The organism is Bradyrhizobium sp. A11 (assembly GCF_042077125.1).
Taxonomy (GTDB): domain Bacteria; phylum Pseudomonadota; class Alphaproteobacteria; order Rhizobiales; family Xanthobacteraceae; genus Bradyrhizobium; species Bradyrhizobium japonicum_B.
The window spans coordinates 2,697,318-2,721,251 of the sequence record NZ_CP149509.1; the positions used below are offsets into that span (position 1 = coordinate 2,697,318).

19 protein-coding genes are annotated in these 23,934 nt (G+C 59.5%); 17 read left to right on the forward strand and 2 right to left on the reverse strand.

Features of this window, described 5'->3' with window-relative positions; all coding sequences use genetic code 11:
- Positions 1 to 24 precede the first annotated feature (24 nt).
- Positions 25 to 1,215, forward strand: a complete 1,191-nt coding sequence (locus WI560_RS12350; protein ID WP_375308222.1) for a hypothetical protein — start codon at positions 25 to 27, stop codon at positions 1,213 to 1,215.
- Between the two features lie 26 nt (positions 1,216 to 1,241).
- On the opposite strand, the gene WI560_RS12355 is transcribed toward WI560_RS12350, so the two are convergent.
- Positions 1,242 to 2,129 (reverse strand): glycosyltransferase, encoded by an 888-nt coding sequence (locus tag WI560_RS12355; RefSeq protein ID WP_375308223.1) that lies wholly within the window; start codon positions 2,127 to 2,129, stop codon positions 1,242 to 1,244.
- Between the two features lie 173 nt (positions 2,130 to 2,302).
- On the opposite strand from WI560_RS12355, the gene WI560_RS12360 reads away from it, so the two are divergent.
- From WI560_RS12360 to WI560_RS12400, 9 genes are all read left to right on the forward strand, one after another.
- Entirely contained in the window at positions 2,303 to 3,094 is a 792-nt protein-coding gene (locus WI560_RS12360; protein ID WP_375308224.1) for a WecB/TagA/CpsF family glycosyltransferase, read from the forward strand.
- A 3-nt stretch (positions 3,095 to 3,097) separates the two neighbouring features.
- A complete protein-coding gene (gene wecB / locus WI560_RS12365) occupies positions 3,098 to 4,222 on the forward strand; it encodes a non-hydrolyzing UDP-N-acetylglucosamine 2-epimerase (RefSeq protein ID WP_375308225.1) in 1,125 nt (374 codons plus the stop codon).
- On the forward strand, positions 4,215 to 5,477 hold the full coding sequence (gene wecC / locus WI560_RS12370; RefSeq protein ID WP_375308226.1) for a UDP-N-acetyl-D-mannosamine dehydrogenase: 1,263 nt from the start codon (positions 4,215 to 4,217) through the stop codon (positions 5,475 to 5,477). Before wecB ends, wecC begins: the two co-directional genes overlap by 8 nt.
- Positions 5,478 to 5,546: 69 nt before the next feature.
- Entirely contained in the window at positions 5,547 to 6,608 is a 1,062-nt protein-coding gene (locus WI560_RS12375) for a Gfo/Idh/MocA family protein (protein WP_375308227.1), read from the forward strand.
- A gap of 31 nt (positions 6,609 to 6,639) precedes the next feature.
- Complete coding sequence (locus WI560_RS12380) at positions 6,640 to 8,130, forward strand: oligosaccharide flippase family protein (protein ID WP_375308228.1); 1,491 nt, start codon at positions 6,640 to 6,642, stop codon at positions 8,128 to 8,130.
- Positions 8,131 to 8,161: 31 nt separating this feature from the next.
- Positions 8,162 to 8,674, forward strand: coding sequence for an acyltransferase (locus WI560_RS12385; protein ID WP_375308229.1), 513 nt, complete (start codon positions 8,162 to 8,164; stop codon positions 8,672 to 8,674).
- Between the two features lie 121 nt (positions 8,675 to 8,795).
- Positions 8,796 to 9,974, forward strand: coding sequence for a DegT/DnrJ/EryC1/StrS family aminotransferase (locus tag WI560_RS12390; protein WP_375308230.1), 1,179 nt, complete (start codon positions 8,796 to 8,798; stop codon positions 9,972 to 9,974).
- Positions 9,971 to 10,972, forward strand: coding sequence for an NAD-dependent epimerase/dehydratase family protein (locus WI560_RS12395; RefSeq protein ID WP_211419293.1), 1,002 nt, complete (start codon positions 9,971 to 9,973; stop codon positions 10,970 to 10,972). Before WI560_RS12390 ends, WI560_RS12395 begins: the two co-directional genes overlap by 4 nt.
- Positions 10,912 to 12,108, forward strand: coding sequence for a DegT/DnrJ/EryC1/StrS family aminotransferase (locus WI560_RS12400; RefSeq protein ID WP_375308231.1), 1,197 nt, complete (start codon positions 10,912 to 10,914; stop codon positions 12,106 to 12,108). The genes WI560_RS12395 and WI560_RS12400 overlap by 61 nt, the downstream gene beginning before the upstream one ends.
- Before the next feature lie 20 nt (positions 12,109 to 12,128).
- Here WI560_RS12400 and WI560_RS12405 read toward each other — a convergent pair whose 3' ends face one another.
- Positions 12,129 to 13,448: a glycosyltransferase family 4 protein gene (locus WI560_RS12405; protein WP_375308232.1), complete on the reverse strand. Its 1,320-nt coding sequence runs from the start codon at positions 13,446 to 13,448 to the stop codon at positions 12,129 to 12,131.
- A gap of 137 nt (positions 13,449 to 13,585) precedes the next feature.
- On the opposite strand from WI560_RS12405, the gene WI560_RS12410 reads away from it, so the two are divergent.
- From WI560_RS12410 to WI560_RS12440, 7 genes are all read left to right on the forward strand, one after another.
- Positions 13,586 to 15,145, forward strand: a complete 1,560-nt coding sequence (locus WI560_RS12410; RefSeq protein WP_375308233.1) for a class I SAM-dependent methyltransferase — start codon at positions 13,586 to 13,588, stop codon at positions 15,143 to 15,145.
- Between the two features lie 59 nt (positions 15,146 to 15,204).
- Positions 15,205 to 16,374 (forward strand): acyltransferase family protein, encoded by a 1,170-nt coding sequence (locus WI560_RS12415; RefSeq protein ID WP_375308234.1) that lies wholly within the window; start codon positions 15,205 to 15,207, stop codon positions 16,372 to 16,374.
- A gap of 68 nt (positions 16,375 to 16,442) precedes the next feature.
- A complete protein-coding gene (locus WI560_RS12420) occupies positions 16,443 to 17,447 on the forward strand; it encodes a glycosyltransferase family 2 protein (protein WP_375308235.1) in 1,005 nt (334 codons plus the stop codon).
- Between the two features lie 122 nt (positions 17,448 to 17,569).
- Positions 17,570 to 18,439, forward strand: coding sequence for a right-handed parallel beta-helix repeat-containing protein (locus tag WI560_RS12425; protein ID WP_375308236.1), 870 nt, complete (start codon positions 17,570 to 17,572; stop codon positions 18,437 to 18,439).
- A 79-nt stretch (positions 18,440 to 18,518) separates the two neighbouring features.
- A complete protein-coding gene (locus tag WI560_RS12430; RefSeq protein ID WP_375308237.1) occupies positions 18,519 to 19,814 on the forward strand; it encodes an O-antigen ligase family protein in 1,296 nt (431 codons plus the stop codon).
- The gene (locus WI560_RS12435) at positions 19,801 to 20,568 is read left to right on the forward strand and encodes a class I SAM-dependent methyltransferase (RefSeq protein WP_375308238.1); all 768 of its coding nucleotides are present in this window, start codon (positions 19,801 to 19,803) and stop codon (positions 20,566 to 20,568) included. Before WI560_RS12430 ends, WI560_RS12435 begins: the two co-directional genes overlap by 14 nt.
- Positions 20,569 to 21,337: 769 nt before the next feature.
- Positions 21,338 to 23,833, forward strand: a complete 2,496-nt coding sequence (locus WI560_RS12440; RefSeq protein ID WP_375308239.1) for an Ig-like domain-containing protein — start codon at positions 21,338 to 21,340, stop codon at positions 23,831 to 23,833.
- The last annotated feature ends 101 nt before the right edge of the window (positions 23,834 to 23,934 follow it).

A 23,934-nucleotide genomic window follows, 5' to 3' on the forward strand; every position in this document is an offset into this window, starting at 1 on the left:
CCGGATTTACCATGGTGCACTTCGATGATGATCAGCCCGAATTCTAGTGTGAAGCTCATGGTGCCGGCTGCAGCGAAGCAGCTGTCGTCAAACTCGCCGCTGGTGAGCTATGCGCTCAGGGGGCTGGAGCGCTGCTGGTTGCCAAGGGAGCGACGTTGGTCGCATATTTATCACCTCGACGGGCGGGCGTCGCCGAACGAGTCGATGGCCCATAGCGACGTGTTCTACACCCTCAATGTCTTGCTCGGGATGTCGCGGGTCGCGGAACTTCCGGCTGACATCGATCTCTCAGAGATCTTTCAACGGAATGCCATGAGTCTGACCGCCCTTCCTGTCCGCAAATATGCGTTCGGTATGGCGTTGTGGGCCGCCGCCGAGCTCCGCCTTCCCATCCCGGAGCAGGTCAGGTTCGAGCTGAGAGCCATTCTTTCGGATGAATCGCAATGGTCAGCGTTTCGAGCCCAGGATCTCGGCATGCTGCTGACGGGAGTTATCGCGCAGGCCAGGGCAGGCGAGAGGGAGTGGCTGGGCTTCGCCGGCCAGCTCTATCGTTTCCTGAAGGAGCGTTTCCGTAGCCAGTCCGGATTGTTTTTCGATGCGCCGTCCGGCTTCCGTCGCCGCTTTGCATCATTTGCGACGCAGACCTATCTTTCGATCGCCTGCTATCAGTACGGAGAATTCACCGGGGACGTATCCGCACTCGTCATGGCCGACGCCTGCGTGGGCAATTTGATCGCGCTTCAGGGACCTCAGGGTGAGTGGCCGTGGTTCTTCGATGCAGTGAGTGGCCGCGTTCTCGACTTTTACGAGGTCTATTCGGTCCATCAGTATGGAATGGCTCCGGCGCTGCTGGAATGGGCCGAGCGCTTCGGACGACGGGGAGCGAGGGATGCCCTGGTGAAAGGATTCAACTGGGTGCTTGGCCACAACCAATTGTGCAGATCCATGCTCGTGCCGGAACTCAGCCTGACAATCCGCTCGCAGGTTCGCGAGCATGAACTGAAGTCCAGGGCTCCGCGGGTGTTGCGCGCGCTCAGAAACACTTGGCTCCAAAACGGGAAGGCGTTGATCGACAGTGCCGACGTGACAGTCCGACTCGAATGCCGCAGCTACGAACTCGGCTGGATCTTGTGGTCATTCGGTCGGCGTACCGATTTGCGGGGTCTTAGCCACAACGCCGCTTTCGAAAAGCCATCGCGCCTGCCGGGTGACTAGTCGTAGCGCAACGGCAGCCGCATCAGTTAGCGATTCCAGACGACCGCGCCCTCTTTCCGAAGCAAGGCCAGCATCTTGGCCGTGCGATGGCTTCGAACCGCGCAGAGAACGGCGATCGCCTTGAGGCGCGCGCCTATCCCATGAAGGCGCCGGCTCGTCATAACGGTGAACGCGCCGGCCGCGGGGGATACGAGGACGAGTAGGGCCGTGGCAAACCAGCGTAGCTGCCAGCCGCGCGCGCCCTGTGCCATGTTGCGGTAGTGCGTGATCTGCCGGTCCCACTTTGCATACAGCTCCCGAAGCGAGCGCCGCGCAGGATGGAACACGACCATCGCAGGGACGTAGCGAAATTCGCAGCCGGCACGGAGGGCCATTTGTCCCCATTGCATGTCTTCCGCGAACTGAATGCCGGGGAAAGGTCCGACCCTCGCAAAGTCGCCGCGGCGGACCGCGAGATTTGCCGTGACCGAGTAGCCGTGCTTGGTGACGTACAAGCGATTGCGAAAGCCAAAAACGCTTTCGTAGGCTTCGATCGCGGTGAAAGATCCTTCGACGGCGGACCAGATGCGGACCTCTCCGCCAAGGATCGTCGCCGGCCTGACTTGCTGGAAGGCGTCGTGTATCGCGGTCAGCCAGCCCGGATGAGCCCAACAGTCCGCATCCATGAAGGCGAGAATATCACCTCTCGCATAGGCCGCGCCCGCGTTTCGCGCCGGACCGGGACCGGGATGCGGTTCGTACATCAACCTCGCATCGGGATGGCCGGCAACGACGTCCACCGGGGGCATTGCCGAGCCGTTGTCCACCACGATGACTTCGAACAGGTCCCGGGACAGGGTCTGTGCATCGAGGCTCTGCAAGCAGGCTTCCAGAGCCTCCGGCTGGTTGAGGTGGGGAATAATTACCGAAATCATTTCATCTCACCCATTTAATTTCCGTCGGTGCGCGTATCCGCCGGCGCGGTGGCGCTCCTGCCGTCGACTGCATGCACATATTTAATCCTTGCATTTAAATATTTGCCATTTATTATCGTTATTATAATCTTAAATAGAACTTAAACCAAGTTGCATTTTGGAGGTCGATTCAAATGCGTGCATCGTTCCTGACGTGCCCCATCGACCTGCTGACCATGGCGGAGACCCTAGAGTTGGCGTGCAGCTCCATGCGCAGCCGCCGCCGACTGCAGCATGTTGCGCTGAACGTCGCCAAATTCGTCAAGATGCGAACCGATCCGGTGCTCGCGGCCGATGTCGCCAACAGTGACATTGTCGGCATAGACGGCATGGGGATTCTCTGGGGCGCTCGGGCAATGGGGCTTCCGGCGAGGTCGCGAGTCGCTGGCGTCGATCTCCTGGTCGAATTGCTCGCAGTATGTGCGCGGGAAGGCTTCAAGCCTTATTTCCTGGGAGCTGCCCAACCCGTACTGCATCTGGCAATGCAGCGCGCGCGGGAGAAGCATCCCTCACTCGTCTTTGCAGGCTGGCATGACGGCTACTTCAAACCCGAGCAGGAGGGCGATGTCGTTCGGGACATCCGGTCCAGCGGGGCCGATTGTCTCTTCATCGGCATGCCGACACCGCGGAAGGAGCGCTTCCTGGCGGCTCACCGTGATGGTCTCGGCGTACCCTTCATCATGGGTGTGGGCGGCGCGTTCGATGTTCTTGCAGGTACCGTTCGACGCGCGCCTGCACCGATTCAGAGGCTGGGCCTCGAATGGCTGTACCGAGTCTATCAAGAACCCGGGCGGATGTGGTGGCGATATGCCACGACGAACACGCTGTTTGCGGGCATCCTGGCACAGGCGCTCGTCAAGCAGGCGGTTCAGCATACGCTTGGGCCGAGCTCCGCCCCTCGGGGCCCGAGCCGGATCGGAGGGTGAGACGTGCACAAGCATTTCTTTGTCCTCCTGGGGACTCGGCCCGAAGCGATCAAGCTCTTTCCGGTCATCAACCGGCTCAAGGCCGAGAATCGCAAGGACATTTCCTTGACGATCTGCGCGACGGCACAGCATCGGCAGCTGCTTGACCAGGTTCTCAAGCTCGCCAAAGTGGTTCCGGATTTTGATCTGAACGTCATGACTGCCAATCAGACGCTGGATCATCTAACCTCACGGCTGCTCGCGGAAGTCGGTGAGCTCCTCGAGAAGGTGAAGCCTACCAGGGTTATCGTCCAAGGCGACACAGCAACTGCCATGGCTGGCGCACTTGCGTCCTATTACCACCGGATACCGGTTTCTCACATCGAGGCCGGACTGCGCAGTGGGGACATTTATTCTCCTTGGCCGGAGGAGGTGAACCGCAAGATCGTCGGCTCAATCGCCGATCAGCACTTTGCCCCAACAGAGCGCGCGGCGCGCGCGCTTCGCTCCGAAAACGTCTCGGACGATCGAATCCACGTCACCGGAAACACGGTGGTGGACGCCCTTATCCTCGCAAAAGCCATGGTCGAATCCGATCCGGGGCTCTCGGGCCGCTGGGACAGCATCAAGAAGCGCCACGGCAACCGGCGTATCATCCTGGTGACTTGCCACCGGCGGGAGAACTTCGGCGGCGGCGTCATCAACATCGTCAACGCCTTGGAAACCATCCTGCGCAGGGAAGACGTTGCCGTGGTGCTCCCCGTGCATCCGAATCCGAATGTCCGCGACCTGTTTGCGTCCCGGTTGTCGGATCACCCGAGGGTCGTTCTCATTTCCCCCCAGGAATACACGGATTTCGTGAGCCTTCTCTCGTTGTCGCATCTGGTCTTGACGGATTCAGGCGGCGTCCAGGAGGAGGCCCCCACTTTCGGGAAACCAGTCCTGGTGATGCGGGATACGACCGAGCGCCCTGAGGGGGTGGAAGCCGGAACGGCGCGTCTCGTCGGTGCGAACTACGACAAAATCGTTGCCGAGACATTCCGCCTGCTCGACGACGACGAGACTTATGCGGCCATGGCTCGTTCGCACAACCCATTCGGTGACGGGCACGCGAGCGAGCGTATCGTGAAGGTGCTTCTCAATGCCTGAGTTCCAGAAGATCAATGTCGTTGGACTCGGTTATATCGGGCTACCGACGGCGGCCCTCATTGCAAGCCGAGGAATGCAGGTGGTCGGGATCGACACCAATGAGCGCATCGTCGATACGGTTGCATCCGGAAGAATTCACATCGCCGAGCCCGATCTCGATGGTCTCGTTTCCAAGGTCGTGTCGAGCGGGGCCCTGACGACATCCACCAAGCCGCAGGCGGCCGACGTCTTCATCATCGCGGTGCCGACGCCGATTGATCGCGAGAACCATCCGGACTTGTCGAGCGTGCATGCGGCGGTCGACCAAATCGTCGATATTCTTGCGCCAGGTAATCTCGTCATCCTCGAATCGACGTCGCCGATCGGGACCACCGAGGCGATCGCAAAGCGGATCATTGACCGCAGGCCCGATTTGCACATCGGAGTCAACGGCAAGGAAGACGGGGCGATTTACGTCGCCTACTGCCCGGAACGCGTGTTACCGGGGCGGATCCTCACCGAGCTCATCAACAATGACAGGTGCATTGGGGGCATCACGCCAACTTGTACGCGTCGTGCTCAACGCTTCTACAAGATGTTCGTTCGCGGGGCCTGCGTCGGGACGACGGCGCGCACAGCAGAGTTGGTCAAGCTGACGGAAAACGCCTTCCGCGATACCAACATTGCCTTTGCGAACGAACTCTCGCTGATCTGCGACAGGTTCGACATCAATGTCTGGGAAGTGATCGATATCGCGAACCGCCACCCCCGCGTCAACGTCTTGCGGCCAGGACCGGGAGTGGGCGGGCACTGCATTGCGGTCGATCCCTGGTTCATCATCGACTCCGCGCCAGATCTCGCCCGGGTGATGCGAACCAGCCGCGAAGTCAACAACACCAAGACGCAGAAGATCATCGAACGCACCGAGGCGCTGATCGACGATCATCCCTATGCAAACATCGCCTGTTGTGGATTGACCTTCAAGGCCAATGTCGACGATTTGCGCGAAAGTCCCGCCATGGAAATAGCCACGCATCTCGCGGCAAAGTACGGAGAACGAGTCAAGGTCGTTGAGCCGAACCTTCGCCGTCTGCCGCCACAGTTGGCCGATCATCGTGTCGCCTTTGTGAACATCGAGGAAGCTCTGCGCAGCTGCGAAATCGCAATTCTCCTCGTCGATCACGACGAGTTTAAGATGGTACCCCTGGCAGAGCGTCGACATCTCGACGTCATAGACACGCGGGGCATATGGCAGGACATGCCGGCACGGACCTAGCGACCGACCTGGTCTGATCGTCCGTGGCGGAAGGATTGAAGCGTCTTCTCTGGGTGCATCGAGGTTAGTATGCGAGACAGTCAACTGGGAATCGGCGTAGTGGGCTACGGTTACTGGGGTCCCAATATCGTTCGCAATTTCTCGATCAATCCCGCCACCCGCGTCGTCAGCGTGAGCGACCTGAGCCCAGGAAGACTCGGCGCCGTGAAGCAGCTTTACCCGGCGGTGGAAACGACCAGTCGCTACGATGATCTGCTAAAGGACACCAGCATCGATGCCATCGCTATCGCAACGCCGGTGCATACCCACTACGAGCTGGCACTCGCGGCGTTGAGAGCCGGAAAGCATGTGCTGGTCGAAAAGCCGCTTGCGACGAGCGCTGAGCTCGTCACTCGCTTGATTGAGGAGGCGGATCGGCGCGGATTGACGCTCATGGTCGATCACACCTTTCTCTATACGCCCGCGGTCCAGAGGATCCGAGAGCTCCTGCTGAGCCGGGAACTCGGCGACATCTACTACTACGACAGCACGCGCGCGAGTCTCGGGCTGTTTCAAAAGGACGTAAATGTGATCTGGGATCTGGCGGTGCACGATATCTCGATTATCCACCATATCCTCGATAAGGAACCGATCGCCGTCTCGGCAACCGGTTCGTGCCACGTCGTCGGCTCGCCAGAGAACATGGCGCACATCACCTTGTTCTTTGCCGACGCGTGCGTCGCTCACGTCAGCGTCAATTGGCTCTCACCCGTTAAGGTGCGCCAAACGTTCATCGGCGGCAGTAGAAAGATGATTGTCTACGATGATCTCGAGCCGACCGAGAAGATCAAGGTCTATGACAAGGGCATCACACTCGATGGTCCTCCCGAGGATGCGCATCAATTCCGGATCGGGTACCGCGCCGGCGACATGTGGGCTCCGCATATTGCGCCAACGGAAGCACTGCAGACGGAGGTGGAGCATTTTGTGGATTGCGTACGCACCGGCGGTCAGCCGATTTCCAGTGGTATCTCCGGGCTCCGCGTGATCGAAGTCCTGGAAGCGGCATCGTGCTCGATCGCAAAACAGGGGGCGCCGGTATTGCTGCGAGAGCCCTATGGGCTCTGGCAGCGTCCAAGAGCGATTGCATGAGGCGTGCGGCGACCTAGCGGACCCAGTCGACATGGCAGACAGTGCAACGAGGTCCGTGCAGCGCTCGATCCTGTTCTCCGCGCTCGACCGTTACATCGGCCTGCTGGTGGTCTTTTTCGCGACCGCCGTGCTGGCCCGTTTGCTGTCGCCGGAGGAGTTTGGCATCTATGCCGTGGTGAACGCGATCACATCCATCATTGCCGCCTGCTTTCAGGAGTTTGCAGGCGCAAGCTATCTAATTCAGAAGCGCGAGTTGTCGCGGGCAAGCGTGCAGACCACGTTCACGATTACCCTCATGATCTCGGTGGCCACCGCCTTCGTTCTGTTCGTGTTTGCGCAGCCCATCTCACGTCTCTTCGAGCTGGACCGCCTCCGCTACGGTATCGAAATTTCCGCCCTTAACTTTCTATTGCTGCCGTTTTCTGGAACCATGGCCGCTTTGTTCCGTCGCGAGATGCAATTTGGAACACTCGCAATCTGCAACCTTGCGGCAGGTGCGACGATCGCTGTCGTTTCAGTCGCTCTCGCGATGGCCCACTTCAGCTACATGGCCCCGCTCTGGGGAGCGGTGGCCGGTAACGCCGTGCTGGCCGTGATGTTGCTCATCTTGCGGAACGACCTTGGCGCAATGCGTCCGTCCTTGGTGGACTGCCGGGAGATCGTCGGCTTCGGCCTCTACTCGGGCGCGGTGAGTGTTGTAAACGTATTCTATGGCTTGGCACCGCAGCTGTTTCTGGCGAGAGTGCTCGACTTCACGGCCGTCGGACTTTACAGCCGAGCAACCGCATCGACGCAAATATTCGACAAGCTGGTCACGCAAGTGATAAGTCCGGTCGTGATGCCCGCGGTTGTCGCGCGACACAAAGCAGGGGGCGATCTCAAGGCCGTCTATCTGGAGGCCATTCAGATGCTCTCCGCCGTGCAGTGGCCGTTCTTGGCGTTTATGGCGGTCATGGCCCGGCCAATCATTCTGATCTGGCTCGGTCCGACGTGGCTGGAGATCGTCCCGCTCGTGCAGCTGCTCTGCATTGGCAATCTCGCACTTTTTGCCGCCTGCCTGACCTACCCGGTATTTGTTGCGCTCGGAAGGGTGCAGGATGCGCTGATCTCATCCCTGATTTCGTTGCCCCCCTCGCTTTTGGTCATCTTCGGCGCATCATTTCTGGGCGTGCACGCCGTTGCGGCGTCCGCGCTAGTGACGTTGCCATTTCAAGCTGCGGTGGCGTTTCATTTTCTTGGGCGGCACCTTGGTATTCGACCCGGCGAATTGGTACGCAGCCTATTCAGAAGCGGAGCTGTAACGGCTCTCGTGATTGGTGGGGTATCGATCTGTGCCGCACTGACGGACATGCAAAGACTTTCGTCGCTTGCGGGCCTGGGATTTGCCTTTGTCGTCGCCCTGCTTTGTTGGTGGCTGGGGCTAACGGTGACCGGGCACCCCCTTTTGCATCAGTTTCGCTATGCCGCAACCGGCCTAGCAAGAATGGCGCTGGGGCTATGGCCTTCGCGGACGGCGCCATAGCAGCTTCGGCCAAATCATTCGGAGTTCGGACATGCCCATCAAAGACGACGTAGAACTTGGTCGCGATGTTCGCATTCTTCATCCGGAGCTGGTCAATCTGTATGGCTGCACTGTTGGTGACGAGAGCAGGATCGGAACGTTCGTCGAGGTTCAGGCGGGAGCGAAGATAGGTGCACGCTGCAAGCTATCCTCGCACAGCTTCGTCTGCGAGGGCGTAACGATCGAGGACGAAGTATTCATCGGCCATGGTGTGATGTTTACAAATGACAAGCATCCGAGGGCGACGGCGGTGGATGGCCGTCCTCAACAAGCCTCGGACTGGACGTTGCAGCGCACTCACGTCGGTAGGGGAGCCTCCATCGGTTCCAACGCTACCATCTTATGTGGAGTGACAATCGGTGCGGGGGCGTTAGTTGGCGCGGGTTCGGTCGTGACGAAGGACGTCCCCGCGGGTGCCACTGTTGCGGGGATTCCGGCTCGAATTATGCCTGCAGCCGAAAATCGAGCTCCTGCAGATCGTGCCTTCAGCAGCGAGGCCTCTTAAAGCTACAAATTGAATGCTATTAATTGTCTTAAATAGCTCTTGATTTAATATTATAATTCGAGCTAACTTTAAATATTGCTAGCCAAATCCATATTGCTAGCCAAATCCAAGGTGTTCAATCTTGATACCGTTCCTGGATCTGAAAGCCCAATATCGTCAAATCAAGCCGGACATCGATGCCGCGGTGGCCAGAGTGGTCAGCAGCGGACACTTCGTGCTCGGGCCGGAGGTGACGGCCTTCGAGCGCCGCTTTGCGGAATATTGCCGGACCTCGCATTGCCTTGCGGTCAATAGTGGGACGTCGGCGCTCCATCTTGCACTGCTGGCCGCGGGCGTTGGACCGGGTGATGAAGTGATCACGGTCTCCATGACGTTCGTGGCAACCACTGCGGCCATTCTCTACAGCGGCGCCAAACCCGTCTTTGTCGACGTTGATCCGGTCACGTGGACGATGGATCCTGGTCTGATCGAGGCTGCGATAACACCGCGAACCAAGGCCATTCTGCCGGTTCATCTCCATGGGCTGATGGCCGAGATGGATTCCATAATGTCGATCGCGCGGCGTCATGGTCTGGTCGTCATCGAGGACGCCGCGCAGGCACACGGCGCCGAATACCGGGGGCGGCGTGCCGGTTCGATCGGGGATCTGGGGTGCTTCAGCTTTTATCCCGGCAAGAATCTCGGGGCCTTCGGCGAGGGTGGGGCGGTTGTAACTGATCAGCCTGAATTCGCTCGCCGCGTGTCACTGCTGCGGGACTGGGGACAGGAGGCGAAGTACGACCACGTCATTGCCGGATACAATTATCGCATGGATGAGATCCAGAGCGCGGTACTGAATGTCAAGCTGGACTACATCGAGCGCTGGACCGAGGCCCGCCGCTCGCTGGCAGAACGATACAACGAACTGCTGTCTGAGCTCCCATTCGCGCGTCCTCAGCCGCCCCGGCACTCCCGCCACGTGTATCACGTCTATTCTGTCAGACTGCAACGGCGCGACGAAGCCTTGGCCATATTGCGGGACGCCGGCATCGGCGCTGGGATTCACTATCCCATCCCAGTGCATCTGCAAAAAGCCTATGCAGAACTCGGTTGTCGGGCCGGCGATCTGCCGGTAACTGAGAATCTTGCGAACGAGTTTCTCTCCCTTCCCATCTATCCGGAGTTGCTGCCGGACGGGGCGGCCACAGTTGTCTCCACTTTGAGGAACGCCGGAGCATTGCGACCCACACAGGCCGTCAGCAACCGATCGTTGCATTCACAAAACATCTTAACGAGTTCCTGCAACAGGAGGGCGTCTTGATTGAGCTCAAGGGGAAGCGTGTTCTCGTCACCGGCGGAGCAGGATTCATCGGCTCCCACATCGTTGATCTGCTCTGCGATGAGGGGTGTATTGAGATCGTTGCCCTCGACAATATGGTGAGAGGCCGACCGGAAAATCTCCGGCGCGCGCTCGGACGCGGGCCGGTGAGACTGGTTCATGGCGACATACGCGATCGCAAGTTGATGGAAGCCTTGGTGAAGGCTGCTGACATCGTGTTTCACCAGGCCGCGCTGCGCATCACGCATTGCGCGGCGGAGCCGCGCCTGGCCAAGGAGGTCATGGTTGACGCCACCTATGATCTCCTTGAGCTGTGCATCAAGCACGACATCGAAAAAATCATCGCAGCGTCCTCGGCATCCGTCTATGGCATGGCAGAGGAGTTTCCGACAACCGAGCGGCAAAATCCGTACAACAACCGGACGCTCTATGGAGCAGCCAAGGCCTTCAACGAAGGCTTGCTGCGCGCCTTCAATGACGTTTGCGGCCTTGATTACGTGGCATTTCGGTACTTCAACGTCTATGGTAGCCGGATGGATATCCACGGACGGTATACCGAGGTCTTGATCCGCTGGATGGAGCGGCTGGAGGCTGGATTACCTCCCGTAATCTTTGGTGACGGCTGTCAGACCATGGATTTCGTTCACGTCCGCGATGTCGCGCGCGCCAACATCCTGGCCGCCCGGGCAAAGATTACCGATGAGGTCTTCAACGTCGGAAGCGGTACTGAAACCAGCCTGACAGAGTTGGCTACCGTACTTGCGTCGGTGATGGGACGCCGCGGCTTGACACCCGAATTCGCACCTGAGCGCTCGGTCAATCCGGTGCCGCGACGGCTGGCATCGACGGGAAAGGCGGAGCGTCTGCTAGGGTTCCGCGCCACGGTCTCGCTCGAGCAGGGGCTCGCCGACCTCGTGAAATGGTGGCGATCAGAACGCGATGTCGCTTCGGACCGTCAGCGGCAGGCAGCGGCATCGTGATCCCGATCGCTATGCCGCTGCTCGCGGACGAAGAGGCCGATGCCGCGCGCGCCGTCGTACTGTCGGGCTGGGTCTCGCAAGGTCCGCAGGTAGCTGCGTTTGAGGAAGAGTTCGCCGCACTTGTCGGGGCCCAGCACGCCTGCGCGGTCGCGAATTGCACGACCGCCCTGCAGCTCGCCTTGGCCGCGCTGGGCGTCGGCAGCGGGGATGAGGTGATCACGGTCAGCCATTCCTTCATAGCAACGGCGAACGTGATCCGATATCAGGGCGCCACCCCTGTCTTTGTCGATATCGAGCCCGAGACATATAACCTGGATTGCGATCGGCTGGCAGAAGCGATCACCGAGCGCACACGCGCGATCATCGCGGTCCATCAGATGGGCATGCCGTGCGACATGGCCGCGCTCGTGGCCGTGGCGCGTCGCCACGGGATCGCCCTGATCGAGGATGCGGCCTGTGCCGCGGGATCGCAGATCTGCATGAACGGGCAATGGGAAGCGATCGGCAAGCCGCATGGAGACATTGCCTGCTTCTCCTTTCATCCACGAAAGGTGATCACAACAGGTGAGGGGGGGATGCTCACCACGTCCGATCCCGAGCTCGATCGCAAGTTCAGGCTGCTACGTCAACACGGGATGAGCGTCCCGGATATTGTGCGTCACGGCTCGCAGCGTGTCATTTTCGAAGAGTACGTCCTCGTCGGCTACAACTATCGAATGACGGATATGCAGGCCGCGATCGGGCGCAAGCAGCTGGAGCGGCTTCCGCAACTGATTGCGCGCCGGCGCGCGCTGGCATCGCGTTACGACCAATTGATTGGGAATATAGAGGGGCTGCGGTTACCGTTCGAACCGGAGTGGGCGCGATCGAATTGGCAGAGCTACTGTGTGCGCTTGCCCGATCGATTGGATCAGCGGGCAACGATGCAATCGCTGCTCGACCAGGGCATCGCTACGCGGAGAGGCATCATGTGCTCGCATCGCGAGCCGCCGTACGCGGACGCGAAGCCGCGCCATGATCTACGACAATCCGAGCTTGCTCAGGATCACGCGATCCTGCTTCCACTTTATGCGCAGATGGGCTCAGCGGACCAGGAGCGTATCGCCGACGCGGTCAAGAATGAACTCGCCCGTTGAACCTGGGCCATCGCGGCCGGTCAGGAATCGGTTTCCCGGGATACCTCACTTGCCGGATCCCGCGCGACTCTGACTGAACAAGGGGTGATCGCTCTTGCGGACAGCACCTGGGAGATTCGCGCCCGATCATTATCGTCCTCCGCGGAAGCCAAACCCATCCAACGCTGATATTTTCGCTGTATCTTATAGCGGGCAAGGCTGGCAGCACATCGACCGGCATCTGTCAGTCGGCGCCCGCGCGCAATCTTGCCGCGCAGTGCGCGCAGATAGGTTTGCTCTATCGTCCTCGCCGCGTGTGCTAGGCTGAAGCGATTCTCCACCAGTCGTCGGCCGAAACTGCCAAGCTCCTGGCGAAGGGACGTTGAGACGAGAACGACCTCAAGAGCCGACCGAAGTGCATCGGGGCCGGCACCACGAGAGCCGCTTCCCAGCCCATACCAACCCTGCCGCAGGAATGTCGGCGCACTCTCAGGCGTCAACAGCTCACTGAACCCGTCCTCTCCAATGACCACTAGCGGCTTGCCAAAAGCCATGCCGCGCAGCGCCGAACCACCTTGGCCGATAATGACATCCGCGGCAGCATAGCCAGGCCGAGGATCGGACATCTCGCCCACCAATATGACGGCGGTCCGGCCGAGTAGCGCATTGATTCTGGCCGCCCGCGCTTCGACGGTCGGGCGGGCCGGTCCATCACCTATGATCAATAACCGCACCGTAAGACCGTCGAGGTCCATTGCTCCGACGGCATCACACGCCGAGAGCAGGCCCTCCAGTTTCAGGTTCGGCACCAGCCGGCAGACCATCGCAATGACGATCTCATCAGGTCCGATATTCTGAGCGACGCGAAAACTCGTGCCATCGAGGAGGGGATGGTCAGATTTCGTATCCACTGGCGGCTCGAGCAGGGTGACATCTTGATGTCCTGCAGCGACGGCAGCGCGGCGGATCATCTCCGTGCCCACGGTCAGGGGGACACTGCGAGGTAGGAAAGAGGGGACGGACATCGACATGACCGTTCCCACCACGGCAGTTCGCGTCGATAGTCCAACGTTCAGAAAAGCCTCGACTATTGGGGGCCATTCGTGACCGTGCACCACGTCCACTCCGCCTCCGTTAACGATATTGCGGAGCATTTGGCTGACACGCGGCGAGGGGCGGGCTCGATGCCGGGGAATTTCAATGTGTTCGAGGCCCGTCTCTCTTACCCTGTCCATAAGAGGCCCGGTCTCCGACGCCACAGTGACCTGATGGCCGAGGTCTCGAACCGCCTCGGCAAGCTGGACTGCGTTGAGCTGCGATCCACCCAGTTCCATGGAATGCGGATAGACCAGCACCTTCATGCGAGAGGTTCTCCGAGCGTCGCCATAATAATCCAAAATTAAATCACAATAATCTCGACCAATCCAATTTTATTATATACTCTGCGCTTATATTAAATTTGGAAATGGCTGGACGCCTCCACCGAGATCCCGGCGCAATGAACGAGCATGCTGCCCAGCATTTGACGAGCTCGACCAGCGGTACCGCGGCCCGCGTGCTGGTCGCGATTGCAAGTCATGGAACGTCGAATGACCGCTACCTCGAGCGGATCATTAGAGAGTACAGGTCGATGTCTTGCGCCATTGATATCGTGGTGTTGTCTAACATCGACAAGGGCCCGACAGCCGGGGCGGAATGCATTGTTGGCATGCCAACCAAGGACCCATGGTCCCTGCCGTTCGCACACAAGAAACTCTTCGTGGAACGTCATGACCAGTACGATCTGTTCATCTATTCTGAAGACGATATTCTGATCACAGAGAAGAACATCCGTGCCTGGCTGGATGTAACGTCGGTTCTGCCTGAAGACGAAGTAGCCGGGTTTCTGCGGGTTGAATTCGCTGAAGACGGCCAGCGCAATTACCCTGACATCCACGCTCACTTTCACTGGGATCCCTCGTCGGTCAAATGGCGCGGCGACTATATTCTGGCGCATTTTACCAACGAGCACGCCGCTTGCTTTGCCCTCACCCGGGAGCAGCTGGGCAAGGCGCTGCGTTCGGGCGGCTTCGACGTAGCTCCGCATCAGGGGAGGTATGATCTCGCCTGTTCGGCTGCCACGGATCCATACACCCAATGTGGTCTGAAGAAGCTGGTGCCAATCTCGCACCTGGAGGATTTCACGGTCCATCACCTCACCAACCGGTATGTCGGCCGGATGGGGGTCGGGCTGGACGAACTTGGCAGGCAGAAGGAGATTCTGCTGGAGATCGCGCACGGCCGTCGCCTACCTTACTCGCTGCTTCCAACGGAGACGCGCCTTCGTCGCGCAAGTTTTTCCAAGAACTATTACGAACCCGAATCCGAGGAGTTGATCTCCCTCGTGCCGGCATCGGCGCGCAGCGTTCTCTCACTCGGTTGTGGCTCTGGCAGAACAGAAAGGCGGCTGCAAGCGCGAGGTCTGCATGTCGCGGCGATCCCTCTGGATCCGGTCATTGCGGCTGGGCCCGCCAGCGACGGGATTGAGATGATCTACGCCGATCTGGATAGCATCGATTCCGATCGCGGCGCCTACGATTGCATTCTCTGCCTCAACCTGTTGCATCTGGCTCCGGATCCGCGAAAGCTGCTTCGGAAGCTGCAGACGCTCATGCACGAGCAGTCGATAGCAGTGATCCAGATGCCCAACACGCTGTCCCCCAGGGGCATTCGTTCTTATCTCGGAGCGGGTCTCCAATCCGGGCGGCGCAGCGGCTACGACGCTGCCGGCGCTCATTTTGCTTCGGCGCGCAGGCTGGCGAGGTGGTGCACCGACGCGGGGTTGCGAATTGAGAAGATGTTCGGAATTCCAGCGGATCGTGACGATGGATTGTTCGGCATGACCTCTAGGCTGAGCACCTTCGCACCGGAATTCCTTTTGCTTGGCCTTGCGGCTTCGATCGTCGTCACCGCCTCGAGCGGGATGCCAAATGACGACGAGACGACCGTATTTGCTGGCCTTCAGGATCAGGGAGCCGAGGTGGAGGGTCACCGTTTCGGTCAAAATGGACCGATTTAGTGCAGCTTAACATCGTATGTATCCGATAAAATGACAGAAAATCACGAAACGAGAGATCGATGATTCCGGTCAGGGCGACGACGATCGGTGATCGGCTGGCCGTCCTTTCGGCCCGAGGGCCCGGCTTTGATCAAATTCGACTTGCGGCCGCACTCGTAGTGGTTGGTCACCATGCTTGGTGGGGAGTGAACGACGTCCTTTATCGGTTCAGCGGTGGGTTCATCCAGCTTGGTTTATTTGCAGTCATCATCTTCTTTTGCGTCAGCGGCTTCCTACTGGCGCCTGGCCTAGCCCGATCCGGCGATCTCATCCGGTTCGGCGTAAATAGGGCGTTGCGCATTCTGCCTGCACTGTTCGTCGTCGTCATCACGTCCATGTTCGTGCTGGGGCCAGCCCTGACGACTTATTCCCTGGCAGAATACTTCGGTAGCGCCGAGCTATACTTGTATCTGAAGAACGTTCTTACCCTGATGTCTCACTACCTGCCCGGCGTGATGCGGCATGGACAGGAGGTGCAGGTCAATGGACCGCTATGGACGCTCAATGTCGAAGTCTGGTCATATGCGGTGCTGGCGGCGCTGAGCGTGGCCGGCTTTCTCCGCCGACGTGTGCTGACGGTGATCAGTTTCGCTCTGGTCTATCTCGCCTATGTTGGGCTGGCGCTCTCGCCATCGCTGCGTGCTGCCTGTCCGCAACGGCTCTTGGATTTCATCGGTCTCTTCGTCTACTTCATCGCCGGTACGAACCTCTACCTCTACCGTCAAACTATCCCGTTCTCCGGAATCGGGGCCGCAGCCGCCTCGGGATTCGCGTTGATTGGTCTTGCCAGCGGGATGGGTGCGGTGGCGCTGCCGCTGTGTGTACCGTACGTCGTAGTCTATCTCGGGCTCTCCGAGGTCACCAGCCGAGTGCCACTTAAGCACGATCTGTCCTACGGGGTATACCTGATCCATTCACCGGTCATATTGGCATTCCTGACGTTATTTGATCTCGCAACCGGCTGGCCGCTGGCCTTGCTAGCGGGATCGGTAACTCTCGTTCTGGCGTATGCTTCCTGGCGATTTGTCGAAGCGCCGGCGCTGAAGCAAAAGGCGTCGGTTTCGCGTTGGGTGTCGTCGCACATTGCACGCGCAGGCAGCGGACGACGCGCTGAGAGTCACCCGGCCGCGCACCGTCATGAGCAGAGCAAAAGTCTGACAGGAACAATTGGGGCCGGCGCAGCGGAGTGAAATGACACCAGCACCCGATCTCAGGCCGAAGCGATAGCGCGACGAGCGGCGAAAGGAGCGAAGCGGCTATGTGCAGCGCATACCATGATGATGAACGTCAGGGGGTGGATCGGCAGCTGGATCTCTCCATCATTGTCGTGAGCTACAATACCCGCGAGATGACGCTCGACTGTTTGGCATCGATCGACGCGGAGACGGTGACGGTGAGCTATGAGGTGATCGTCGTCGACAACAACTCTTCCGACCAGTCGGCTGCCGCAATTGCGCGCCAGTTTCCAGACGTTAAGCTCTTTACCCTAGACAGTAATGTCGGCTTTGCGCGCGCCAACAATCTGGCTGCAAAACAGGCGCGGGGCCGACGATTGCTCCTACTCAATCCTGACACCATTATTCTCGATCGCGCGATCGATCGTCTTTTGGAGTTCGCCGACGCGAACGCTTCCTTTCACGTCTGGGGCGGCCGCACTGTCTTTCCGGATGGCAGCCTCAATCGCACCTCGTGCTTTCGAAGAATCAGTCTGTGGAATTTGTTGTGCTTCGCGCTGGGGCTTACCTACTTCGGTCGTCGCAATCCGATTCTCAATTCCGAGGCCTATGGCGGTTGGGACCGAGATTCCTCGCGGCATGTCGACATCGTTACGGGGTGTTTTCTGCTGATCGACCGACCGCTGTGGGAGAGGCTCGGCGGGTTCGACCCCACCTTTTTCATGTACGGAGAGGAAGCGGACCTTTGCCATCGCGCACGATCGCTCGGTGCGCGGCCTGCGATCACGCCTGAGGCGACCATTGTCCACTATGGCGGAGCATCGGACGTCGTGCCCGTCGACAAGAGAGTGAAGGTGTTCAAGGGGAGAATTACCCTGATCAACCGCCACTTTGGCTGGCCCGCGCGGACGATTGGGCAAGCGTTGCACCTGATCGTGCCGCTCACACGCTGGTACGGCTACAGGATGGCAGCCGCGTTGGCGCGCAATGCGGAATGGCAGGAGAATGCGGTGTACTGGGAAGCCGTCTGGAGGCGTCGGCGAGAGTGGGTTGGCGGTTACGAGGTACAGAGAGCCGAACCGGCATGAGGGCGTGGGGGCTGCGGCAGGTGAGAAGAACGATGAGATCCAATAGCGCAGCGGGACCGTGGCGGAGATGGCGAGCGGCCGGAGAGCATGCGTTTGGGCGCAAGCGTGCTGGGAGCGAAATTGTGCTCTACGCTGCCCGTATAGCAGCTGCGGTCGCAGCGCTCCAAATTCCGGCCGGTGTGGTAGCTGAACCGAATAACCCGTCAAAGCCGGCATTCGCCTCCGAATGGCCGGACGCAAGCAACACGGGGCCGCCTCGGGATCTCAAGCTGAAGCCATCGGGTCCGCTCACGATTGCCGTCGCCGGCACGACAATTTCGGGACTGGACATTCAGGGCGGCGTAACGGTCAACGCCGACAACGTGACGATCGAGACGTCCCGCATCTCGGCCAAAGCGTGGGCCGTCATCAAGATCGATCCGCATCGGACAGGAATTGTCGTCAGGGATTGCTCGATCGACGGTCTGGGTGCCGGTCCCGATGGCAATGGAAACCAGGGCATCATGGGACAGGGCACGTTCCAACGTAACAATATCTTCAATGTCGAGAATGGGATCGTGCTGACCGGAAAGGACAATCTGATCGAAGGCAATTTCATTCACGATCTCAATGCCGGCGGGGCACCACACTACGACGGTATCCAGATAGATGGCGGCATCTCGGACACGGTCATCCGGCACAACACGATCATCAATTCGCACGGCGCGGCCGGCGCTATCATGATCGACAATGAGTTTGGCCCGGTCTCCAATATCGTCATCGAAGGAAATCTTCTCGCCGGCGGCAGCTATACGATCTATTCGGACGGGAAGTTCAATGACAATCCGATCTCGAATGTTTCAATCACCGACAATCACATCGGTTCCGGACAGTATGGGCCCACCCTGTTTCGGAAAAATCGGCCGACCTATCTTCGAAATGCGACTGACGGCTGGCACCTGGTCCGCAATCTGAACTTTGGCAAAGTCGCGGCGCAGGAGGCAATCAGATGAAGCGCCCGCACGTGCCTAGCCAACCGGACAGTCTGCCGGACCTGATGGGCTGCTTCAGCCCCTTCGGGGAGATCGCCTCATGAGCTATCCCAGCGATGCTTTCGTTGCGGGGGACGCGCGAATTCGCGCGACGGGGGCGGGGGTCCGATCGACCATTCCTCATCGCATCAGTTGGGCCGTCCCCCTCCTTCTCATGGGCATCGTCTTGCCATCGGGGCTGCAGGTGCTGATTGCGGGCGCAAAGCTAACGCCGACCAGGATAGCCCTCATACTCCTGCTGATGCCGGCGCTTGCGCAGTTATTGCAGCCCACCCGGCGGCTCCTGCTGTCGGACGGGTTGGCGGGGACGCTTGCGCTCGCCATGGTGGGAGCGGCCGCCTATGCCGCCGGACCTCAATCGGCGTTTTCCGCCGTTGCAGAGGCCCTCGACTTTGTCGGAGCATATTTTGTCGCGCGAGCCTTCGTTCTGGAGCCGCCGGCGGTCCAGCAGTTCATTCGTCTGGTCAAGGCATTCACGGCAATTGCGATATGCGTTGCGGTAGCGGACGTGTTGACGGGGCATTGGATCGTTCGCGAGATCATGGCGACACTCCTACCGCAGCCTGACTCCTTTGTGGACGACGGCAAGTCGAGTGCAGATGGAGTGCGGGCGGGTCTGCGGCGCGCAATAGCGACATTCGACCATCCAATTCTCTACGGCGTTTTCTGTTCGTTGGCTGCCGCCATCGTGCTGTTCTCGACCGCGAGCCCCATCAAGCGTCTTTCGTGGGCATGTCTATGTTTCTTCGGCGGATTGCTGTCGCTATCTTCGGCCGCCGTCATGGGGATGGTCCTCGTCGTGTCGAGCTACGTCTACGACCGGTTGTTGTGTCGCCTCCCCTGGCGATGGCATCTCCTTTGGATCGGGGCGGGCATGTTCCTGGTTGCCGTCACTGCCGTGACAAACAATCCTCTCAGCTGGCTGCTGTCTCACGCGACGCTGGAACCTCAGACTGGATTCTATCGCCTCATGATCTGGGACGCAGTCTCCGCGCAGGTGTGGCAGTCGCCGCTGACCGGAGCGGGATTCGTGACGTTCGGCTATTATCTGCTCGACCGAACCGTCGACAGCGTGTGGCTCGTCACGAGCCTGCATTACGGCATACCGGTCACCATCCTCCTTATCGTTCTAAATCTCTCGGCGATGCTGCCCGTGCCCGGACTTCGTTCGACCGAGATTCAAAGGGGCTTTACGATCGCCTGCATGGTCTTCCTGTTCACAGGTTTGACGGTGCATTTCTGGAACTACATGTGGACGTTCTGGGGCGTTTGCATCGGAGTGCGTGCTTCGCTCAGGGAATGGCAAATGTTGGGAGTGCAAGATGAGCAATTTTGACGTGGCACCATCGTCGACCGGAAGCATCAAGGGACGATTGCGCCCCTATGTCTGGTCATTGCGCAGCGGGCTACGGACGATCCGCTTCCTGTTCGGACGATTCGAGAGGTCTTGTCCGGTATGCGGGTATCGCGGCCGCTTCTTTGCGTACGCAAATCCGCTGGCATTGGGGATCAACTTCGACTCGCTCTGTCCGAACTGTCTGTCACACGAGCGGCACCGGTTGTTGGCGCTCTGCGACGCCGAGCAGAACTTGTTTACGGGAAAGGATATCCTTCACTTCGCGCCCGAAGCGGGTGTTACGAGGTATATAAAGGCGAGGAAGCCGCGCAGCTATCTCACCTGTGAATTCGGCGGTAGCGGCGCTGATCTCGACATCAACATCGAAAAGATCGATCTCGAGGATAACAGGCTCGATTTGATCATCTGCTGCCACATCCTGGAGCACGTGAATGATCGCCTGGCAATCCCCGAACTATTCCGGATCCTGCGCAAGGGGGGCACCTTGGTCGCGATGATCCCGCTCATCGAAGGGTGGCAGGAGACGTTTGAGGATCGGTCGAGGCAGAGAACAGTAGAGGATCGGATCCTGTACTTCAATCAGCATGATCACGTCCGCTTCTTCGGTCGTGATTTCCGGCGCCGCCTGGAACGTGCGGGCTTCGTCGTCGATGAATATACCGCGGTCGAGCCGCAAGTTGCGCAATATGGGCTTATCCGGGGTGAGAAAGTATTTCTGTGCCGGAAGGCTTAGACGCCGGTAATGCTTTGATGGCCGCCGGCGAAAACAATTGGCGGTTGGACGACAGCCCTTGCCGCAGTCTCTCGTCCGCGACGCTATTTGAATGACTCCTTTTGCTGTTCTGCATTCGCGCGAAGTCGAAGCGATCGCGCTCCATCATTCAAGTTCATTCACTACGTCATCTTGGGCGTCGCGATCACAGCAACCATGTGCGGAGTGTCTTGCCGCGATTTGCTGCAACGACGATTCGTGCGCTGCATTTAATAATGCGCTGACATATTTATTTATACATCCGTTGGTTTATTTAATGCTGCGGGCGATGAAGTTGGTCTTCGTGCCTGCTCTTCAATCGTGATCGCTGGCCCAGGTCGCTAGCTGGAGCGAAGTTTTTCTGTGAAGTGCATGACGGGCGTATTTTACGCCGAGCTGATCGCCGCTAAAACGAAATCGCTTTTGATTCCCGTGGCGTAGATTTTTTCTCCGCATTTCCGAAAACAAGAATCTGGCGGCGTTTGCGGCGAAATGACCTTGGCGGAGCCGTGGTCTTGTCAAAAAAAGGCCTTCTGCTGACGACCATTAACGCCGTGCAAGCACGTCACCGGCGTATCTCGATCACGATTAAATCGAGGGTGCAAATCCACAATAAATGCTGGTGGCGATTAACGGGGAATAATACAGAAAAGACGGAGAGACCATTTTGGCGACCACAACGAATGCATGGCCTGACGCAACGAACACCGGCGTGCCTGCGGGGGTAACGCTCACTCCTTCGGGAGACGTAGTGATTACGCAGGCGGGAGCGGTGGTTTCGGGACTCAACATCACCGGAAGCGTCTACATCAAGGCGGACAACGTGACGCTTGAGAACTGCAAGATCACGTCCGGCGGATGGGCCGGGGTGACCATCGATTCCGGAGTCTCGGGCGCAGTCGTCCAGAATTGCACCATCGATGGCACCGGCCGGGCACCGGATGGCACGGGCAATCAGGGCATCATGGGGAGCGGCACGTTCATCGGGAATAACATCTTCAACGTGGAGAATGGCATCGTTCCCGGGAGCAACTCCGTCATCCAGGGCAACTACATCCACGATCTCCAGGCAGGCGGATCGCCGCACTATGACGGCATCCAGATCGATGGAGGCCTTTCCAACATTCAGATCAGCGGCAATTCGATCATCAACCAGTGGGGGTGGACCTCGGCGGTCATGATCGACAACGACTTCGGGCCGGTCTCGAATGTCACAGTCACCAACAATCTGCTAACAGGTGGCGCTTACACCGTATACGCGGACTCCAATCTGGGCACCGCCTCGATCACCGGTGTGTCGTTCACCAACAATCACATTGGTGGCGCGCAATACGGCGACGCGTTGATCCGCGGGAACAATTCGGTGTTCTCCGGGAATTACACGGACGGCGCGCAGCTGGCGTCGACGCTCAATACGTCGGCAAATAGCGGTACGACGACGACCTCACCGACGACGCCCCCCGCAACGCCGGAAGTCCCGGCAGCGCCGGCCATCGCATCCTGGTCGCCCGATACGGGCAAGACTGGCGACGGCATCACTGACGCCAATCAGATCACTCTGCACGGCACCGCCGCGGCTGGCAGCACCGTGAAAGTCTATGACGGTTCGACGCAGATCGGCACGGCGACAGCGACTTCGACCGGAAGCTGGGACTACATCACCAAGGTCTTGACCGATGCGAAGCATACGTTGACGGCGACCGCGACCAACTCGTCGGGTCAAACGAGCGTGGCATCGGCTGCGGTGGCGGTCATTGTCGACACCAAGGCGCCAGCTGCACCGACGATCGCGAGCGACACTGTCAACTCTGCCAACCAGGTCGTTCTGTCGGGGACCGCTGAAGCGAACAGCACGATCAAGGTGTTTGACGGGACGACTCAGGTCGGGACGGCCACAACCAACTCGAGTGGTGCGTGGAGCGTCACGACGTCTGCATTGTCGGCCGGTTCGCACGCCTTGGCGGCGAAGGCGACCGACGTTGCCGGCAACGTCAGCGCTGCGTCGGCGGCCGTGGATGCGATCATTGGCTCTGGGACGACGACGGGCTCCACCGGTTCGGGCACGTCCGGTTCAGGGACCTCGGGTACCACCGGCTCGGGCACGTCGGGCACGGGCACCACAGCGCCCGCCGCGCCGAAGATCGCCTCGTTCTCAAACGATACCGGCACTACCGGTGATCACATCACAAGCGACAAGACGGTGACCCTAGCGGGTACTGCGGTCGCCAACAGCACGGTCAAGGTGTTCGACGGCGCGACCAAGCTCGGCTCGGTCACGGCGGATGCGAACGGAGCGTGGCACTACACCACCGCCGCGCTACCGGACGGCAAGCACAGCTTCACTGCGACCGACACAGTCTCAGGCGTGACCAGCAAGGCATCGACTTCGCTGGATGTCACGGTGGATACCGCTGCCCCCGATGCTCCGGTTCTGTTGAGCGATCCGACCACGCATAACCGCGCAACGGTCTCCGGAACGGCGGAAGCCGGGAGCTTGATCAAGCTCTACGAGGGCACGACCCTGCTTGGCACTACGACCGTTGCAAGTGACGGCGACTGGAGCGTGACGACCCCGAATCTCACGCACGGGTCACACACCTTCACCGCGACGGCCACCGACGCAGCCGGCAACACCAGCGCCTTGTCGCAGCCGATCGATCCGCCGATTGGCTCGCACAGCGGCGGCGGCACTTCGACGGTGGAGGTCACCAATGTGCGCCAGAACTGGGATCACACGGCAACGATCAAGGGCACGGCCGATCCCAACAGCGAGATCAAGCTGTATGACGGCACGACCTCGGTCGGTTCGTCCACAACGGACGCCGACGGCAAGTGGAGCTTCCAGACCTCCGACCTGTCGGGCAAGTCCCATGCCTTCACCGCGGAGCAGGTCGACACGACAGGCCACGTGGTCGGAACCAGCTCGGGCGCGGCGATGATCGGCTCGGGCCGCAGCGACACGCTGACCGGCACCACCGGCAACGATGTCATGGTTGGCAAAGCGGGGGCGGATACGTTCCAGTTTGCGCCGAACTTCGGCCAGGATGTTATCAAGGACTTCGCTGCCCGCGGACCTAGTCACGACACGATCGAGTTCAGCAAGAGCGTATTCGACAGTTTTGCGAGCGTTCTCTCCCACGCCGCCCAGTCAGGCCACGACGTCGTTATCGCGACGGGGAGCGACACTCTCACATTGAAGAACACGCAGCTCGACAAGCTGAACAGCCACGACTTCCACTTCGCGTAGGGGACGGCTCGCCAGACAAAAACTGGTACTCAACAATTGCCTCGGGGGATCTCTCAGGAGATCCCCCGCATAGGCATGACTAGAGGGCAGGTGTCATGACT

Coding starts and splice junctions, on each gene's coding strand:
- WI560_RS12350 (WP_375308222.1), top strand. CDS start 25: ATGATGATCAGCCCGAATTCTAGTGTGAAGCTCATGGTGCCGGCTGCA.
- WI560_RS12355 (WP_375308223.1), bottom strand. CDS start 2,129: ATGATTTCGGTAATTATTCCCCACCTCAACCAGCCGGAGGCTCTGGAA.
- WI560_RS12360 (WP_375308224.1), top strand. CDS start 2,303: ATGCGTGCATCGTTCCTGACGTGCCCCATCGACCTGCTGACCATGGCG.
- wecC (WP_375308226.1), top strand. CDS start 4,215: ATGCCTGAGTTCCAGAAGATCAATGTCGTTGGACTCGGTTATATCGGG.
- WI560_RS12375 (WP_375308227.1), top strand. CDS start 5,547: ATGCGAGACAGTCAACTGGGAATCGGCGTAGTGGGCTACGGTTACTGG.
- WI560_RS12380 (WP_375308228.1), top strand. CDS start 6,640: ATGGCAGACAGTGCAACGAGGTCCGTGCAGCGCTCGATCCTGTTCTCC.
- WI560_RS12385 (WP_375308229.1), top strand. CDS start 8,162: ATGCCCATCAAAGACGACGTAGAACTTGGTCGCGATGTTCGCATTCTT.
- WI560_RS12400 (WP_375308231.1), top strand. CDS start 10,912: ATGGTGGCGATCAGAACGCGATGTCGCTTCGGACCGTCAGCGGCAGGC.
- WI560_RS12405 (WP_375308232.1), bottom strand. CDS start 13,448: ATGAAGGTGCTGGTCTATCCGCATTCCATGGAACTGGGTGGATCGCAG.
- WI560_RS12410 (WP_375308233.1), top strand. CDS start 13,586: ATGAACGAGCATGCTGCCCAGCATTTGACGAGCTCGACCAGCGGTACC.
- WI560_RS12415 (WP_375308234.1), top strand. CDS start 15,205: ATGATTCCGGTCAGGGCGACGACGATCGGTGATCGGCTGGCCGTCCTT.
- WI560_RS12420 (WP_375308235.1), top strand. CDS start 16,443: ATGTGCAGCGCATACCATGATGATGAACGTCAGGGGGTGGATCGGCAG.
- WI560_RS12430 (WP_375308237.1), top strand. CDS start 18,519: ATGAGCTATCCCAGCGATGCTTTCGTTGCGGGGGACGCGCGAATTCGC.
- WI560_RS12435 (WP_375308238.1), top strand. CDS start 19,801: ATGAGCAATTTTGACGTGGCACCATCGTCGACCGGAAGCATCAAGGGA.